General features: G+C 49.7%; 15 protein-coding genes. 8 read left to right on the forward strand and 7 right to left on the reverse strand.

Features of this window, described 5'->3' with window-relative positions; all coding sequences use genetic code 11:
• The first annotated feature begins 6 nt into the window (after positions 1–6).
• From xdhB to P6574_RS03010, 3 genes are all read left to right on the forward strand, one after another.
• Positions 7–2,352, forward strand: coding sequence for a xanthine dehydrogenase molybdopterin binding subunit (gene xdhB / locus P6574_RS03000; RefSeq protein WP_310618909.1), 2,346 nt, complete (start codon positions 7–9; stop codon positions 2,350–2,352).
• A complete protein-coding gene (gene xdhC / locus P6574_RS03005; protein WP_310618910.1) occupies positions 2,352–3,158 on the forward strand; it encodes a xanthine dehydrogenase accessory protein XdhC in 807 nt (268 codons plus the stop codon). Before xdhB ends, xdhC begins: the two co-directional genes overlap by 1 nt.
• A gap of 114 nt (positions 3,159–3,272) precedes the next feature.
• Positions 3,273–4,853 (forward strand): xanthine/uracil/vitamin C permease, encoded by a 1,581-nt coding sequence (locus P6574_RS03010; protein ID WP_310618911.1) that lies wholly within the window; start codon positions 3,273–3,275, stop codon positions 4,851–4,853.
• Between the two features lie 97 nt (positions 4,854–4,950).
• On the opposite strand, the gene P6574_RS03015 is transcribed toward P6574_RS03010, so the two are convergent.
• On the reverse strand, positions 4,951–6,438 hold the full coding sequence (locus tag P6574_RS03015; RefSeq protein WP_310618912.1) for an MFS transporter: 1,488 nt from the start codon (positions 6,436–6,438) through the stop codon (positions 4,951–4,953).
• Positions 6,439–6,797: 359 nt separating this feature from the next.
• Between P6574_RS03015 and P6574_RS03020 the strand changes: the two genes are divergently transcribed.
• A complete protein-coding gene (locus P6574_RS03020) occupies positions 6,798–8,684 on the forward strand; it encodes a PhoX family protein (protein ID WP_310618913.1) in 1,887 nt (628 codons plus the stop codon).
• 68 nt (positions 8,685–8,752) lie between these two features.
• Here P6574_RS03020 and P6574_RS03025 read toward each other — a convergent pair whose 3' ends face one another.
• From P6574_RS03025 to P6574_RS03045, 5 genes are all read right to left on the reverse strand, one after another.
• Positions 8,753–9,190, reverse strand: a complete 438-nt coding sequence (locus tag P6574_RS03025) for a GNAT family N-acetyltransferase (RefSeq protein ID WP_310618914.1) — start codon at positions 9,188–9,190, stop codon at positions 8,753–8,755.
• A gap of 115 nt (positions 9,191–9,305) precedes the next feature.
• A complete protein-coding gene (locus P6574_RS03030) occupies positions 9,306–10,139 on the reverse strand; it encodes a helix-turn-helix domain-containing protein (RefSeq protein WP_310618915.1) in 834 nt (277 codons plus the stop codon).
• Between the two features lie 67 nt (positions 10,140–10,206).
• Complete coding sequence (locus P6574_RS03035) at positions 10,207–11,076, reverse strand: BadF/BadG/BcrA/BcrD ATPase family protein (RefSeq protein WP_310618916.1); 870 nt, start codon at positions 11,074–11,076, stop codon at positions 10,207–10,209.
• 15 nt (positions 11,077–11,091) lie between these two features.
• On the reverse strand, positions 11,092–11,493 hold the full coding sequence (gene arsC / locus P6574_RS03040; RefSeq protein WP_310618917.1) for an arsenate reductase (glutaredoxin): 402 nt from the start codon (positions 11,491–11,493) through the stop codon (positions 11,092–11,094).
• Between the two features lie 146 nt (positions 11,494–11,639).
• Positions 11,640–12,809, reverse strand: coding sequence for an MGDG synthase family glycosyltransferase (locus P6574_RS03045; RefSeq protein ID WP_310618918.1), 1,170 nt, complete (start codon positions 12,807–12,809; stop codon positions 11,640–11,642).
• Positions 12,810–13,179: 370 nt separating this feature from the next.
• On the opposite strand from P6574_RS03045, the gene P6574_RS03050 reads away from it, so the two are divergent.
• From P6574_RS03050 to P6574_RS03060, 3 genes are all read left to right on the forward strand, one after another.
• The gene (locus tag P6574_RS03050; RefSeq protein WP_310618919.1) at positions 13,180–14,529 is read left to right on the forward strand and encodes an NAD(P)-dependent oxidoreductase; all 1,350 of its coding nucleotides are present in this window, start codon (positions 13,180–13,182) and stop codon (positions 14,527–14,529) included.
• 23 nt (positions 14,530–14,552) lie between these two features.
• Entirely contained in the window at positions 14,553–15,860 is a 1,308-nt protein-coding gene (gene preA, locus P6574_RS03055; RefSeq protein ID WP_310618920.1) for an NAD-dependent dihydropyrimidine dehydrogenase subunit PreA, read from the forward strand.
• Between the two features lie 106 nt (positions 15,861–15,966).
• Entirely contained in the window at positions 15,967–16,437 is a 471-nt protein-coding gene (locus tag P6574_RS03060; protein ID WP_310618921.1) for a DUF1203 domain-containing protein, read from the forward strand.
• A gap of 132 nt (positions 16,438–16,569) precedes the next feature.
• Here P6574_RS03060 and P6574_RS03065 read toward each other — a convergent pair whose 3' ends face one another.
• Entirely contained in the window at positions 16,570–17,481 is a 912-nt protein-coding gene (locus P6574_RS03065) for an AraC family transcriptional regulator (RefSeq protein WP_310618922.1), read from the reverse strand.
• 20 nt (positions 17,482–17,501) lie between these two features.
• Here P6574_RS03065 and P6574_RS03070 point away from each other — a divergent pair, with 20 nt between their 5' ends.
• The gene (locus P6574_RS03070) at positions 17,502–17,858 is read left to right on the forward strand and encodes a cupin domain-containing protein (protein ID WP_310618923.1); all 357 of its coding nucleotides are present in this window, start codon (positions 17,502–17,504) and stop codon (positions 17,856–17,858) included.
• Positions 17,859–17,886: the final 28 nt, after the last annotated feature.

The following is a 17,886-nucleotide window of genomic DNA, read 5'->3' on the forward strand; positions in this document are numbered from 1 at the left end:
TGATAAATGAGACACGAAGTTACATTTGATAGTAGTTTGAGTATTCGCGGCGGTGTTCACACAAATCGTCGTCACGACAGTGCAGAAAAGCACGTCACAGGCCGCGCCGAATACTGCGATGATATTGCCGAGCCGCAAGGCACGCTCCATGCTTACCTTGGTGTGTCCAACGTGACGCACGCAAACATCAAGAGCATGGACCTGTCCGCCGTTCTCGCTGCGCCGGGCGTTGTTGGGATCTTGGGTGCCGATGATATTCCTGGTGTTAACGACATCAGCCCGACCGGCACAAAAGACGAGCCAATCTTTCCGACCGACAAAGTCCAGTTCCATGGTCAGCCTCTGTTTGCGGTGATTGCGGAAACTCGCGAAGCTGCGCGAAAAGCTGCTGAACTGGCGAAGGTTGAGTACGATGTTCTGCCTCACGCATTGGATCCGGTCAGCGCGCAAGATGCAGGGTACCCGCATGTTGCAGCTCCTTTGAAGCTGGAGCGTGGTGACATTGCACAAGGTTTTGAAGATGCTGAGCATCGCTTGAGCGGGCGTATGGCCATTGGCGGTCAGGACCATATGTATCTGGAAGGGCAAATTGCTTTTGCAGTGCCGGGTGAAGACGAAGATGTGAACATTACCTGCTCCACACAGCACCCGAGTGAAGCACAGCATATGGTTGCCCATGCTCTTGGAGTTGCCTCCAACGCGGTTAACGTGAGTGTACGCCGTATGGGTGGTGGTTTTGGCGGTAAAGAAAGCCAGATGAACCTCTTCTGTGTAGTGGCTGCAATAGCTGCGAAGAAGTGGAATCGTCCGGTGAAAATCCGCCCTGATCGCGATCAGGATATGACGGCTACAGGTAAACGTCACGATTTCGTGGTGGATTATGATTTGGCATTTGATGCGGAAGGCCGCATTCAAGCAGTAGACAGCACGTTTGCAGCGCGCTGCGGTTATGCCGCTGACCTGTCTGGTCCTGTGACCGACCGAGCACTCTTCCATGCGGATAACGCCTACTACTACCCGCATGTGCGTCTTGCCAGCCGTCCAATGAAAACCAATACTGTGTCAAACACAGCATTTCGCGGTTTCGGTGGCCCGCAAGGGGTTGTTGCAGCCGAGCGCATGATTGAAGAAATTGCATATGCGCTGGGCAAAGACACTCTTGAGGTGCGCAAGGCCAACTTCTATGGCGGTCGGGAGGATGGACGCAATCTGACGCCTTACCATCAGGAAGTTGAAGACAACGTCATGCCGCGCCTGATTGAAGAGATTGAGGCGTCCTGCGACTATCAAAAGCGTCGTCAGGAGATTTTGGAGTTCAACAAAACCTCCAAAATTCTCCGCAAGGGCATTGCAATCACTCCAGTGAAGTTCGGTATTTCCTTCACCGCGACTTGGTACAATCAGGCGGGTGCCTTGATCCATATCTACAATGATGGATCCATCCAATTGAACCATGGCGGCATTGAGATGGGGCAGGGGCTCAACACCAAAATTGCCCAAATCGTTGCCGACACTTTCCAAGTTGATTTTGAGCAAATCAAAATCACCAAGGCCACAACCGATAAGGTTCCAAATACCTCTGCAACTGCAGCCTCTTCTGGAACTGATCTGAATGGTATGGCGGCTCTGGATGCGGCAAGGCAGATCAAGAACCGGTTGATTGAATTTGCGGCTGAGCATTGGAATGTTGAAGCGGATGAAATTATTTTCTACGCTAACTCTGTGCAAATTGGCAAAGAGCGCATTCCGTTTAAGGAGCTGGTTCGCAAGGCTTATTTTGCACGTGTGCACTTGTCCGCTGCCGGTTTTTATAAAACGCCGAAGATCCACTGGGATCGTGATGCGGGTAAGGGACGGCCATTCTACTACTATGCCTATGGGGCCTCTTGCTCTGAGGTAACAGTGGATACGCTTACCGGTGAGTACACCGTGGACCGTACCGATATTCTGCATGATGTTGGCAAGTCCTTGAACCCGATTTTGGATAAGGGTCAGGTGGAAGGCGCCTTTATTCAAGGTATGGGCTGGCTCACAACAGAGGAACTGTGGTGGGATGATGCGGGGCGGCTACGTACGCACGCGCCATCAACCTATAAAATTCCGCTGGCCTCTGACCGTCCTGCTACATTCAATGTGAACCTTGCTGATTGGTCGTCAAATAAGGAACTTACCATTAAGCGTTCCAAGGCTGTTGGTGAGCCTCCATTCATGCTTGGTATTTCGGTGTTTGAGGCGCTGTCCATGGCTGTTGCCAGTGTTGCGGACTACCGTGAATGCCCACGGCTCGACGCACCTGCCACGCCTGAGCGTGTTTTGATGGCCGTTGAACGCTTGAAGCGTAAGGCGGCGTAATGGTCTCAGGCCTCCTGAGTATCAAGGAGTTTTTCCAGTATAACGCGTCAGTAGTCCATGTATCGTTGACGCGCGTACGCGGATCTGCTCCCCGAGATACGGGAACGCAAATGTTTGTCACCGCCAATGGTTTGTGGGGAACCGTTGGCGGAGGGCAGCTGGAGCATATCATTATCTCAAAAGCCCGCAGGATGCTTGAGGGAAATGTGCTCAATGACACGCTGGATGTGCCCTTGGGGCCGGAAATTGGTCAATGTTGCGGTGGTCGCGTGGAAGTCTCTCTAAGTCAGATGTCCGGGCGGGATAAAGATAGCATCCTTATGGGGATGCAAAAGGAAGATGATGCGCTGCCTTGGGTCTACATCATGGGCGCTGGTCATGTGGGGCGGGCAATTGCCAACTTGATGCAACATATGCCTGTTCACTGTGTCATCATAGATACACGTGAGGAGGAGCTGGCGCTATGTTCAGCAGACGTAGAAAAGCGCCTTAGCGCAATCCCGGAGAGTGATATTAAGAGCGCGCCAGCTGGCAGCGCCTTTGTTGTTCTTACTCATGACCACGCACTGGATTTCCTTTTAAGCGCAGCGGCCTTGGAAACAGGAACAGCTTCCTATGTTGGGCTGATTGGTTCAGCGACAAAACGGGCAAAATTTCATCAATATAGCAAGTCCAACTGTGATGATCTGCCAGTTGACCAACTGGTGTGCCCGATTGGTTCACAAGGGAGTAAGGACAAGCGGCCAGAAGTCATAGCGGCATTTGTAGTTGCAGAAGTTATGACCAAATTGACGGTAACTACGTAGCAAAAGATTGCAAAAGAGGACCAAGTGAAGTACTGAGCACCTCGATTTAGCAAGGGGGGCGTTGCTTTCGGGAGATATGGCAACGTTAAAATACGAGTAGAAAAGGAGCCCGGCATGCCTGTTGGGAGGTATAACTACAGCCTGTTTTCACGTGGTGATTTCAGTGCTTTTTGGGCGTTGTTTACAGATAACCTTGTAAACCTCATGGTTCTGGCGGGTATCTGTCAGTTCGTATTTCAGATGCCAGCAGAAATCGTCTTTGGCCGGATTATTCCCGGAGCAGCAATTGCGATTGTGGCTGGTATCCTTGTTTACGTTTATCTGGCAAAGCGGGCAGCGCAGGCATCTGGACGGGATGTGACTGCCATACCCTATGGTATTTCGACGCCAGTAATGTTTGTCTACCTCTTTGGTGTTATCGGCCCGATCTACTGGTCCACCAATGACCCTGTTCTGGCTTGGCAGGTTGGTATTGGTGCCGGCTTTATGGGCGGTATTGTTGCCGGTCTTGGTGCCATCATTGGCCCATGGCTTAAAAAAGTGACGCCGCGCGCCGGTATGCTGGGAACCTTGTGCGGTATCGCACTGGTGTTCATCGGCTCGGTGCCTTTGGCAACAATCTTCGAAAACCCGTTCATTGGATTTGCTTCCCTCATCATCATCCTGTGGGGCTTGGTTGGTCAGTTCCGCCTGCCGTGGAATATCCCCGCAGGTTTGCTGGCTTTGATTGTGGGTACGGTTGTTGCGGTTATGACCGGGCAATCTACTGTGAGCGCAGAGGGTGTTGGCCTCAATCTACCAGTGCCTTATATCGGTGATCTGGTTGCAGGTATCGAGCACCTTTTCGCAAACCCTGAACTGTTTCTGGTTCTGATACCGGTTCAGATCTACAACTTCATCGAAACGATGAACAACGTGGAGAGCGCTGAAGCTGCTGGCGACCATTATCCGGTTGCCACTTGTCAGATAACAGATGGTCTGGGCACCATGATCGGTGCGGTATTTGGATCTCCATTCCCGACAACCGCTTATATCGGCCACCCTGCCTATAAAGGTATGGGCGCTCACTCTGGCTATATTATCGGCGTAGGTATTGTAGTTCCACTCTCCGCATTCCTTGGACTGATTGCGTTTTTGAACAATCTGATCCCGGTCGCGGCGACAGCTCCAATCCTTGTGTTTGTCTCTGTTAGCCTCATTGCCAATACAGCCCATTCTGTTCGCACAGAGCACATGGCAGCTGTTGCCGTTGCGATGCTGCCGCATGTTTCCAGCTTCCTTGTAACAAAGTGGGGCTCTCTCATTGGCGCGCTGCAATCTGCAGGGGCTGAAAATATGCCAAACCTTGGCGATGCGGCGTTGACCAGCGCACTGCTGCAACAGGGCGCCCACTATCAGGGGCACCTCGCGCTTTCTCAGGGGGCGATTATCACCGGCTTGATTTGGGGCGCTATCGTCGCTTCAATTATTGACGGGCGCTTTAGGGTTGCTGCTTGGTTCACCTTAACTGGTTTTGCGCTGGCTGCAGTGGGTATCATCCATTCACCTAGCCTTCACTGGCCTGTGTTTAGCGGCCCAAGTTTGGGTTACCTTATTTCTGCTGCTTTCCTGTTCATCTATCCAATCTTCCATAAGGAAGATGAGAGTGCGAGCAGTGCCGTCACAGCAAATAAAGCTCCGGTAGCTGCAGAGTAATCTGCTGCTACCTTAATGCCCCAGACCTCTACTCCCATTGAGGTCTGGGAGCTGACTTACTTTAAAGCCTCTTGGTATTGGTTGATACAAAGAGGCTTTAAGCAGAACGCCTTCCCAAAACTGCAAGCTTTCCGGCAAACAGAACCGAAATAACTGCGATACCAGCCATTATTAGGAAAAGCGTTGGGCCTTGCTCAAGTGCAGCCTCTTTAGTAATCAGCTCGGAGGTCTCATTGGAGAGCATGCCTGTTGCAAGAGCGAGAAGGGAAGACAGAGCCCCGCCTATTGCAATACCCGAGGACATCATGGTCGGAATGAAGCCGGAGGCTTTATCGCGCTCTTTCTCACTGCTTGCAAACATCATTTGTTTTGACAGGAAGTGATTGCTCATTCCGTATCCCAAGCCGGAGATAATCAGGCCTGCCGTGAGGATTGCGAGGCTGTTCATCCAAAGCGCAGCAGCTAGCATACCAATGCCCAAGGTGTTTAGAGTTTTCCCAAGGACAATCAGAGAGTACTGGTGTTTCGGGCTTTGGACCTTGGAAGTGAGCCACGCCATGAATGACCATGAGAAAGCCAATGTAGCCACAAGATAGCTGGCGCTCAGGACATTCAGCCCCCAAGTAGACTGGATAATGGAATTGGCAAACAGAACGCGGGCGGAGCCGGAAAGGCTTGCAATAAGGATCACCCACATGGCAAGGCCCACCGGAGTGTTGAAGCTGAAAGCCTCTTTGGGAATGAAAGAATTTTCAGAGTTTCTGTCCCAAATCCGTGTAGCGGCCAGAGTAAACAATCCAAGCGCAAGCAAAATGAACCCTTGGGTCGTGCTGCGTGCCTCTCCAACGCTGGTGATCAGAAGTACGGCGAAGGCAAGCATGAAGAGGCGGGGAAGCATGATCAACCCTTTACGCTTTCCGTTCAATTCTCCAATGACTTTGGTATTGGGCATAACAAACACCGCCATGAGCAACAGCAATCCGGTCAAGGGCAGGTTAAAGATATACGCTGCTCTCCAGCTCCAGAACTGAGTGAGCAAACCCGCACTCACGGGCGCAACGGCAGCGGCAATAGCCCAAATTCCCGCCAACAGTGCAAAGACTTTGGCGACGAGTTCTTTAGGGAATAAATCAGGAATAACCGCGTAGCACATGGCCACGATAAAGCCTTCCCCCAGTCCTTGGAGGGTTCGACCTAGCAAAACTTGCCCCAAATTGTCAGCGGTTCCCGCGAAAATCGAGCCTAATGCAAGTAGGATTGCGCCAGCAATAAATAGATACTTTGCTCCCCAGTGAGATTTTAATATTCCAGCCGTTGTACTTGATAGAATTGAGGCGATTTGGAACAGACTGAAGACCCAGAAAGCACGTTCTTGCCCGCCTAAATCACGAATGAGGCTTGGTAAAACAGCATTCGAAATTAGGCCGTTGACCGCATGAGACCCAACACCAAGGCTTAGAAGAAGGGTTGCAATTAATTGGGGCCCTGAAAATAAGCTGGAGTCTTGAGGAATAACCCCTGCAGCTAAGGGAACACTTAAGGGGGAGGACGCGGTCGTAGCTCCATTGAATTTTCCGTTTTTCATTGAAATACCCTTTAAGAAAGTAATTACTTTTTATATATAGATCACATTTAAATAAGTAAATGCTTATTTTATTTTAAAATACTGAAATGTCTTGCGGCACGAAATGTAATTACTGAATCGTAAAAAAGCGGCTACGAGAACTCGTCAAGGCACTTATTGTTTTACTCGGGGACCAAATCTGGAAACAGAGGAGGTATTGAAACCTTGCTCAGGGGAGAGCACAACTATCAATTATACATACATGTTGGTGCTTTTTACGGAAGGGTCATAGATTTGTTATGAGCCATTGATAGCGTACCGCTGAAAACTAGGGGTAGCCCAGAAGGTTTCTATAGGTAAAAGTTGCTGGAGTGCTGACGATGAATGGTAGAAAAACAGACCTTTCTTTTGATGAATATGACGATCTTACTCGCGGTGAAGATACGACAATAGAATTTGATGAGGTCGTGGAACAGGCTATTTCACGTCGTGGCTTTCTGGGTGGTGTTGTAGCCATGAGTACGGCCAGTTTCCTACTTGGAACCAGTGATCTGGTGGTCCGAAAAGCCGCTGCTGCTTCAAACAGTTTTGATTTTTCACCAATTCAAGCTGGTACAACCGATACAATTACTCTCCCTGAGGGGTATAGCTGGCATTCTGTTGTATCTTGGGGTGATCCTCTGTTTTCCGATGCGTCCGAGTTTGACGGGGTGACCCGTGGTAGCGCCGAGACACAAGCCCGCGCTGTGGGGGACAACAATGATGGCATGCATCTCTTCCAGATTGAAGGAAAGACAGTCTTCGCCTTAAATAATGAGTATACCAACCGCACTCTTATGTGGGAGGGGGGCGTGCCCGCCAATGATGACGCCATTTTGAAGGGTAAGAATGCCCATGGGGTCACTATCGCGGAGCTGGCGCAAAAGGGTGGCAAATGGTCCATCGTGAAGGATTCCCCGTTCAACCGCCGTATTACACCAGATACACCGATGGAACTGACTGGGCCGGCCCGTGGCCATGACTTGATGAAAACTGCAGCTGACCCAAAAGGTATTCAAAGTCTTGGGACTTGGAATAACTGCGGAAATGGCAAAACTCCTTGGGGCACGTATCTTGCCTGTGAGGAGAATTTCAATGGCTACTTCTCCGCTTCTGAAGAAGGTTTCGTGCCAAGCGAAGATATGAGACGCTATGGTATTTCTGCGAAAGACTGGGGTTACGGCTGGGCGAAAATTGATGAGCGCTTTGATGTTATAAAGCACCCCAATGAGCCAAACCGGGCTGGCTATGTTGTTGAAATAGACCCATCTGTCCCGCACAGCACCCCGAAAAAGCTTTCAGCTTTGGGTCGTTTCAAGCACGAAAATGCCGAGCTTGTTGTGGCAAGTAGTGGCCACGTTGTTGTTTACCTTGGAGATGATGAGCGCGGTGAGTTCGTTTATCGTTTTGTCTCCGATGGCAAGTATGATCCATCCGGTGACAATTCGGAACTGCTGGAAAAGGGCCAGCTTTATGTGGCCAAGTTCAACGATGACCTTTCAGGTCAATGGCTGGCACTGACGCCGGAAGCGACGGGGATGTCGTCTGATGCGGAAATCTGTATCCGCACCCGTCAGGCTGCTTCAAGCGTTGGCGCAACAACTATGGATCGCCCCGAGTGGGTTGCTGCACATCCCGAACGGGCTGAGGTTTACTGCGCCCTCACCAACAATAAAAATCGGGGTATCCTGACAAATGCGGGTGGGGATGAAACGCCCGTTGGTGGTCCCAATCCGCGCCAAGCCAACATGTACGGCCAGATCGTGCGTTGGATGCCTGATGGCGATGATCACACAGCCGAGGGCTTCAAATGGAACCTGTTTGTGTTGGCGGGCAACCCAACTGTTCATATTGATAGCGGGGCGGGGTCTGAGAACATCACAGCCGACAATATTTTCAACTCTCCAGATGGCCTCAGCTTTGATAGTCGTGGCTTCCTCTGGATACAGACTGATGGCAGTTACTCCAATATTGGGGACTTTGCGGGGATGGGGAATAACCAAATGCTTGTGGGGGATACCAAAACCGGAGATATTTCCCGCTTCCTCGTTGGGCCCGTGGGCTGCGAGGTGACTGGTGCCACTTGGTCTGCTGACAAGAAGACCATGTTCGTAGGCATTCAGCACCCCGGTGAAAAAGGCGGTAGTCATTTCCCAGAGGGCGGCGAAAGCCTGCCACGCTCAACTGTCATCGCCATAACCCGCGATGATGGCGGTGTGATGGGGTGATACTAAGCCCACCTGAAGAGAGAACCCCACGGTTGTGGGGCTTCTCTCATGGCTTTAAACAGTTGCTGCTAAGCAGATTGTATGTGCAGCTTTAGCAGCATGTCTCCGGTTTGTTCAAAAATGCACTCTTTGACAAACTTGAAGCCGTAGCGATCATAAAACCTTCGGCCACTCCGGTTTTCCTTAAAGACACTGACGAACAGTTCTTCATGAAGTGTTTTGGCCTTGTTACATAAGGCAGTGCCATGACCTTGGCCATGGTGGGCAGGGTCGACAAAAAGAGCACCGATTTCATTGCCTAAAAGAGCAATAAATCCAATCACTTTATCCTCTACTGTCGCAACCCATGTATCGGCATTGGGGAGGTATAGATTGGGTATATTCTCTCGCTCTTTCTTTAAAAAATCATCACTCAAAAATGGGTGTGCATACTTTGAGGCTGTCTCCCAGATATCAAGAAGGTCCTCCAAATCTGATTGATGAAAAGGACGAATTTCTACGTTCATAGTTTTTGTTTCCTCTTTGAGCAATTTAGCGCTCGCAATGAGCTGTGCTTAAATCTGGAAACAACACGTAGGTGCTGGCGGGCGGAACGGATTGAACAATTGCGACAGTTCTGCTTCAAATTTCAACGCCGCCATAAATATCAATCGTGAGATCGCGAAGCTTGGCATAGTCAGTTGGTGTGTTGCCAATCTGTTTTTTGAGATACCGGATCAGGTGGGGTTGATCGCTAAAGTCAAAGGCATAAGCCACATCTGCCCAGTCTATCTCTTTGTCTGCCATGAGATAAAGGTGTTCAAGAAGAGCTTCCAACCGCAGCATGGATTGGTGCTGCTTCAAGGTAAAGCCGGTGACCTTTCGAAAACTGCGTTCCAATGTTCGTCGCGAACAGTCCAACTCTTTTTCTAGATTGGAAAGGGGAGAGGTCCGCAATAGGGGCAAGGCACCAACAGTGAGTGTGTAGTGCCTGTCTCTCACCATGGTCTTTAGGATGGGCAGCATAATATCGTCTAAAGCCCGAAGACAACTTTCTGGTTGAGACTGTGCTGTTTTGAGAAGGTCGTTGGTGCAGTGCCCTAAACTGCTAAAGCTGCTTGAAAGCTCCAGATCCAGCACATGATTTATTTGCGGCTGAGCGGTGCGAAAGGGAAACAGATACAACGCACCTATGTGGAATTTTACGCCCAAAATTTTAAGGGGTTGCCGATGGTCCATCCTGTAGGTGCAGCTATGGGGAAACAGCCAATGACTACCTTCCCCCTCCAGTGTGCAATCGTCCCGCTGGTAGTGATAGTTTTGATTATCTGGTGTGAGCAGTAGGTGTGCAGCGGGATCTGGATTGAGGCGGGGGTAGGGTGTTACAGACTCTGTTTTTTCTTTCTCCAAAAACCAATAGGTGTCCACAAGCCCTGCGACCGTGGGATTTTGAGGCACATGTCTCCAGATTATCATTTTTTAGCCTGTTGCGCGGGACTTGCGTGATGGTTTCCTATAGGGGTTCAAACTGATGTTGAAAATCCTACGAGTGCTCCCGCTGCCTAGCCAATAAAACCGCGCCCTGCAAGGCATCGCCCTTGGGCCTTTGCAGGCAAGGAGAAAGGGCTTTTTCTAAAATGCCATAGAACGGGCTGGAGATGCCGCCCAGAAGGGCAATAGGCAGGCTTCGATTTTCATTCAGTCGCTTGAACGCGTCTTTGATATAAGCGGCACTTTCTTCCAAAATGAGTGTTGCCACCGGATCATTCTGCGTCCAGTGCTCCAGAAGAAGCGGCATGAAGGCCGCATAGTCCTGAGGCTTGGCTGCTCCTGAAAACTCGACAATATTCTCGGGTTTGAATGAAAAATGTGCAAGCAGACTTCGGGTAAAGCTGCTCTCCTCAAGTATGCCGTCATGGGCAAGAAGCGTGCGCCGGAGTGCTTCGCGTCCCATAAAGGCGCCACCAGCCTGATCTCCCAGTTGGAAGCCCCAGCCACCAAGGGAGGTAAACACATCGCCCTCCCGTTTTAGGAGGGCCGACCCCGTTCCAAGAATGGCAATAATACCGTCTCGCCCTTCATGCGCACCTTCTAATGCAATATGTGTGTCTGTGGTCAGCCGTACAGCATCAATTCCAAGCCTGTCCAGAAATCCAGCCTTTTCCTGTTCCCCCAGTACATTCACACCGGCAAGTCCGATACATGCGCTTTTTATGCAGGACAAATCGTAGGGCCACCCTGACGTGTCAAAGGCGTTTTTTATGGCCTGCTGTATGGAGTGGCATGTCCCTGTCTGGTCCGTATTAACGTTGGCGCTGCCAGCTTGCCCCCGTGCAATCTCCTGCCCACCAAGAGAGGATAGAAGAGCCCGGCAAGAAGTGCCGCCGCCATCAATACCGAGCAGAAATTCCATAGCCAGCCTCAAGTCCTAGCGGTGAACAATCGTTCCATCTTCTTTTGTAAATGTAACGAATTCTTCATTTTCCAATAACGGAAATGCTTCCTCACAGGGACGGCACAACTTGGTGCCTTTAGGAGACACCACGATGGGGCGGTTCATCAAAATTGGATGCTCAATGATGAAATCTATCAGTTCATCATCACTGAACCGGTCACTGTCCAGTTCAAACTCGTCATAGGGCGTGCCACGCTTGCGCAAAATTGGACGGACGCCAACACCCATGTCAGCGATGAGCTTTACCAGTGTTTCGCGAGTTGGAGGAGTTTTCAAGTATTCGATTACCTGCGGTTCGCTGCCGCTTTCGCGGATCATACGCAAGGTGTTGCGGGAGGTGCCGCATTTGGGATTGTGATAGATGGTTATACTCATTTTCAAACGCTCTCCAGCCGATCCTTTGCAATCTAGGTGCATTGCCATGGAAAGAAGTGCAACCTAATTGTTGAACAATGTGTACATTTTACTCACTTGTTCAAGTCTGGAGGTATCGAGTGCCTCATTCTACGGTGGAAGGTGGGCTAGTTCCGCTGTCTAGGTTTAATCTCTTTCTCAATCTTCTTCAGTATTGCCGTGATTTCCAGATCACTTCTGAAAGGGGATTGCCGTCTATGTCTGGTCGATGGCAAAGTTTCGAGTTTTCTGTTCAATAGGGTCAAAAGCTCGCTATTATTGGCATAACTTTCCCCCCTTCCAAGAGCAGTTGCGTATTCAACAATTGGAACTTCTTGGGACATTGTTGAGCGGTTTAATTCCAGCAGTACATCATTTCCCTTTGCTATGGCCTCAAGGACTGCCCCCGGGCCGGGCTTTCCAATCATAATTGCTCCAAGCTCCATAAGCCGGTCAACGTGTTTGATGAACCCGAAAACCAGCTTGGGGTAGGACGTATTAATTTTGTTAATTTTATCTTGCACATGACTTGTATGCCCGCATAGAAAGATAGCCTGAACGGGTCTTTGTACAGCATTGAGAAGTTGAGCGATATCAAGCATTTTCGGAGATCCAAAGCCTCCGAAAAAGACGATAATTGTGGTTTTGTCAGGGCTTAGTTTTAGTTTTTTGGCGAGCCTTTCAGAGTAGGGTTCATCTCTTTGAAAAAACATAGGTCTGAGGACTGGTCCACTGAGCAAAAATGACTGTTTTATGTCTCGTCCCAACGAAGTCTTGTAGGCGTTCTGGCCAAATGTACAAAAGTAGTCTGCAGTTCGGGGAATCCAGAAATCAGGGTAAATTTCATCAAGATCAGTCATCACAACAAGGATCGGGATTCCCAAGAGCGTTGCCTGTTTACTCAGGTTCACGCTGATGGCCGGCGTCACGCAAATCACCAGATCCGGTCTTTCAAAGGAAAGGTATTCGCGAAAAACCTTATCCATATAGTTAGACTGTGTAGTCTGCAGTGTTTTCGCAGAAAAATCGAGAATCCTCTGTATTAGACCATTGAAGCGCATGCGCGAGAGGGTGAAGTTATAGAAGTTCTCACCAAAGCGTACCGTGATAAAAGAAAATAACCCAGAGAGTACGAATTGTTTTTTCTTAGCATACTTTGAAAAAGGGCTAACTACCTGCCTGTAGGGGTTTACCAGCACAATGCCCTCTTTCATTTCCTTTGGGGCGCACTGTATGATCCCTTCAGCAGTTGCTTTATGACCACTTCCAGCATCAATGGTAAACACCAGCGTCTTCATGGTTAGGTTATCTTATCGTTCATTGGTTATCAGGCGCAGATTGTAGTATACGGCTGTTCCGCCATTTATAGATTTAACCTTTAAAAATAATGCTAAGATATGAGTGTGGAAATAACGACTTCCATATGGAGCTTTGAGCTTAAAAAGTTCTAAAATAAACGATACCTACGTATTTATATTTCAATTACCTATGGTAAATCTTGAATAGGTATTATTTATATTTGTGCCTATGAAATATGATTATGTTTGTCAGGTTTTATATTTCTTGAAATTTCTGAATATTTAGTCAAAAAATATAACTACTGGAGTGTATTAGGTGAGTTTTAGAAACTTTGCCTGAACCTCTGAATTTTCTAGGGGATAGGGACAAATGAGTGAGTATGGCAAAGCGCCAGATGTCAAAGTCGGTCGATTGACCGGAGAACAGTATCTGGAAAATTTTAGGGATATACACCCACCTCTCGGGGATCGAGAAGCGATAATCGAAGCCGAGCGTTGTTATTTTTGCTATGACGCACCGTGCGTAACGGCATGCCCTACATCCATTGATATTCCGCAGTTTATACGAGAAATCTCAACCGGTAATCCAAATGGAGCCGCCGCCACCATCTATTCTCAAAATATTTTGGGTGGTATGTGCGCCCGTGTATGCCCAACGGAAACCTTGTGTGAGCAGGCATGTGTGAGGGAAGAATCCGAAGGAAAACCGGTTAAAATTGGTTTGCTGCAACGCAGTGCCACAGATCACTTTATGGAAACCCGGGAAGGAACTTCTTTCACGCGCGCACCTGAGACGGGAAAGAGAGTGGCAATAGTGGGGGCGGGGCCTGCAGGCCTTTCTTGCGCCCATCGCCTGGCCACCTATGGCCATGATATCACTTTGTATGATGCCAAGTCCAAGGCGGGGGGACTGAATGAATATGGCATCGCGGCCTACAAGGCGACCAATAACTTTGCTCAAAAAGAGGTGGAATGGCTCTTGAGTATTGGTGGTATCACCTTTGAAAATGGTTGCAGGTTAGGGACAGACTTTTCTCTGGAGACACTGGTTGAGGATTATGATGCCGTATTTCTGGCCGTTGGCCATAGCGGTGTAAATGCAGTTAAGGCTGCTGGGGAAGAATTGAAAAATCTCCATAATGCTGTGAGTTATATTCATGATCTGCGGCAGAGCGAAGACCTTTCCAAGTTGCCGGTTGGTGGAAATGTTGTTGTGATTGGCGGGGGGATGACAGCCGTTGATATTGCCGTTCAGTCCAAGCTTTTAGGCGCTCAAAATGTGACCATGGTTTACAGGCGGGGGCCGGAGCATATTGGAGCCAGCAAATACGAACAGGACCTTGCGCTGCTCAATGGAGTTGCCATTCGCTTCTGGTCCAAACCTATCGCCTTTCAAGGACATGGAGAGCATCTGAAATCGGTCGATCTGGAAACAACCCGGTTGAATGAGAATGGTGAACTGGAGGGAACAGGCGAAGTTGAAGCTATTGCAGCAGATGTCTTGTTTCGGGCAGTCGGTCAGCACTTTGTACCCGGTGAGCTTGAAGGGGCTATCGAGCTTGAAGCTGGACGCATAAAAGTGGATGAAACCTATGCGACCTCCATAAACAAAGTCTGGGCCGGTGGAGACTGTGTTGGGGTAAGTGACGACCTGACAGTAAGCGCTGTTGAAGATGGTAAGCAGGCTGCAGAAGCTATTCACACAACCATAAGCGCTTGAACTTAAAGGTATTGGAGATAACAATGGTAGATCTACGCGCCGATTTTGTTGGCATCAAGTCCCCTAATCCTTTTTGGCTGGCATCCGCTCCCCCAACCGACAAAGCTTACAATGTTGTTCGCGCCTTCGAGGCAGGCTGGGGCGGTGTTGTATGGAAGACGCTGGGGGAAGATCCTCATGTGGTGAATGTGAATGGGCCTCGTTATGGTGCCGTTCACGGTAAAGACCGGCAGTTGCTTGGACTAAACAATATCGAGTTAATCACAGACCGTCCTTTGGAAACCAATCTTCGCGAGATTAAACAGGTCAAGCGGGACTGGAAGGACAGAGCACTTGTGGTGTCCTTGATGGTTCCGTGCGAAGAGGAAAGCTGGGCGCACATTTTGAAGCGGGTCGAAGAGACCGAAGCCGATGGCGTGGAGCTGAACTTCGGCTGTCCCCATGGCATGTCCGAGAGGGGAATGGGCTCAGCTGTCGGGCAGGTTCCTGAATATATTGAAATGGTCACCCGCTGGGTAAAGAAGCACACCCGCATGCCGGTGATTGTGAAGTTGACGCCCAATATCACGGATGTACGTCAACCCGCTCAAGCGGCTCATCGCGGCGGAGCGGATGCCGTCTCTCTCATCAACACAATCAATTCCATTGTGAGTGTTGATCTGGATGCTATGGCACCAAACCCGACTGTTGGCGGAAAAGGAACTCACGGTGGGTATTGTGGTCCAGCGGTTAAGCCAATAGCGCTCAATATGGTCTCTGAAATTGCGCGGGACCCCGTTACTCAAGCCCTGCCGATTTCCGGTATTGGCGGCGTGACCACATGGCGCGATGCGGCGGAGTTTATGGCGCTGGGCGCCGGAAATGTGCAGGTGTGTACGGCTGCCATGACCTATGGTTTCAAGGTGGTTCAGGAAATGATTTCTGGCCTGCAAAACTGGATGATCGAGACTGGTTACACCAGCATTGAGCAGATCATCGGCAGGGCCGTTCCCAATGTGACCGACTGGCAGTATCTGGATCTCAACTATATTGCAAAAGCCAAGATTGATCAGGATACCTGCATCAAATGTGGCCGTTGTCATATCGCTTGTGAGGATACCTCCCATCAGGCCATCACTCATTTGGTGGATGGTGCACGTAAGTTCGAGGTGATCGAGGAAGAGTGTGTGGGCTGCAATTTGTGTGTGAGTGTTTGTCCCGTGGAAGATTGTATCACCATGGAAGAAGTGCCTGCAGGAATGCTGGATAAGCGCACGGGCGAAACTGTCTCTGCAAATTATGCCAATTGGACAACACACCCCAACAATCCGAGTGCTAAACCAGCGGAATAACTCATAAAAAAGCGAGCGGGTTTTGGGATCGCTCGCTTTTCGGGTGGTTAGCAGTTCTGTGCTCCCCTAGAAACACCTCCACGACATTTTATTCGAGGAGGTTTTTATGCCATTTATTTTCAATGCTCTGCCAACAAAGAATGTTCGCGAACTGCAATCGGGCGGATATGATGCAAACGGGCAGTTGCCGGAAAAAATTATCTCTGATGGAGAGGGGAACCCCTGCCGCCATTGCCTCAAGAATATTCCTGAAGGGCAGGGCATCTTGATTGCCGCTTATCGCCCCTTCAAGAACATTCAGGCTTTCGCCGAAACCGGTCCTATTTTCCTGTGTGAAGACGCCTGTGAGCGTTCCGAGGAAACAACGGACCTGCCCGAAATATTCCAAGGGGTCGAGCGTATTCTCATTCGCGGTTACTGCGAGGAAGAGCGCATTGTTTATGGTACAGGTGCCGTTGTGCCAATGGTGGAGTTGGAACAAGGGTTGGCAAAGATTTTTAAAAACCCAAAGGTGACATCCGTTCACATGCGCTCCGCTACCAACAACTGCTATCAGGCAAAAGTAACGCGCAGTTGATGGTAAAGCCCTTGAACAGTTTTTTTGGGGCTTTATGCGCTGCGCATGATAGTTCTTACGTCACCGCTTAGCCCCAGTTTCTAATTCAGATGGAACTGGACCCGGAAGTTACCCTATAGGCTCCTCTTGTGCTTACCGCCCGCTATTAAGGCGTTGCCAGTGACCCGGTGAAATGCCGTAGCTGGTTTTAAACTGGCGCGTCATATGGGGTTGATCGCTAAAACCTGCGTTAGCGGCTGCACCGGCTAGGCCAACTCCAACAGCTATTTCTGCACGGGCTTGGTCAAGGCGGCGCATGATCAGGTAGCGGTAGGGGCTTGTGCCATAGGCTTTGCGGAATTGGCGGGCAAGCGTGTAGCGGCTTTGCCCTGTTATTGCCTCCAGCTCATCTGAGGCAACTGTACGATCAAGGTTAGCGTCAAGGTATTCGCGAGCAAGGCGAGTTGCCTTCAGGTCGATCAGTAGTCGTTTTTGAGTGTTTGCAGAAGGATCTTTTGTTAGTAACCCTTCTGCCAATAATGTGATTAATTCGTCCAGAGCAACAGGTTCCAGCAGTCTATCCATATGGGCAAAAGCCGCGTGTATGACCCCAAGCAGTTTTGGATCGCTAAAAACAGCCTCTTTTGAAAAAGGAAGAGCGCTTGCGAAGTGGCCCAAAGCCTCTCTTACCATGGACGGCTCGATATAGAGCATCCGGTAGTGAAAGCCTTCTTCCGCACCAGCTTCTCCGTCGTGAACTTCATCGGGATGCAGAACAATTATTTTTCCGGCGGTGCTATCAGAGCGCCCTCCGCGGTAATCAAAGCTCTGTACTCCCTTGATTGTGTAACCGATAGAATAGGTGTCGTGGCGGTGAGGCGCGTAGGCTGCGCCAGAGAAAAAAGCTTCAATACGCTGAAAGCCGGACTGCCAAGGAGCCGTTCGCACCCAGTCGTGCGCGCACGAACGTTCAAGACCCGGTGTCGGATTTTGTGTTTTACCATTTTCAAGTCTTGGATCAGTGAAAATCAGGTATCTCCTTCGTAGCCTTCCAAGCGAAAACAAAATCGAACAGGAATATACAGATGAAAGCAGTCAATATCACTGATAAACTGAGTCAATTTTCCAGCCACTGGGATCCCCATGTGATTGCAAAGTACAATGAAAATGAAGTGATGGTCGTCAAGTTTGTCGGGGAGTATCCGTTCCACAAACATGAGAATACGGATGATTTTTTCTACGTTTTAGAAGGGGAAATGACGATGGACATAGAAGGGGAACCGCCGCGTACTGTTAAAGCTGGTGAATTGTTTATCGTGCCTAAAGGAGTTACGCACCGCCCGCGAGCTGAGAAGGAAGTCAAAGTTCTGTTGATCGAACCTAAAGGAGAGCCAAACTCCGGTGCTTCCGATCGCGCTCCATCTTTAAAGCCGTACATCTGATGGCTTGCTGGAGCCATGATGTACCCTC

The sequence above is a fragment of the Pseudovibrio sp. M1P-2-3 genome (assembly GCF_031501865.1).
GTDB classification, from domain to species: domain Bacteria; phylum Pseudomonadota; class Alphaproteobacteria; order Rhizobiales; family Stappiaceae; genus Pseudovibrio; species Pseudovibrio corallicola.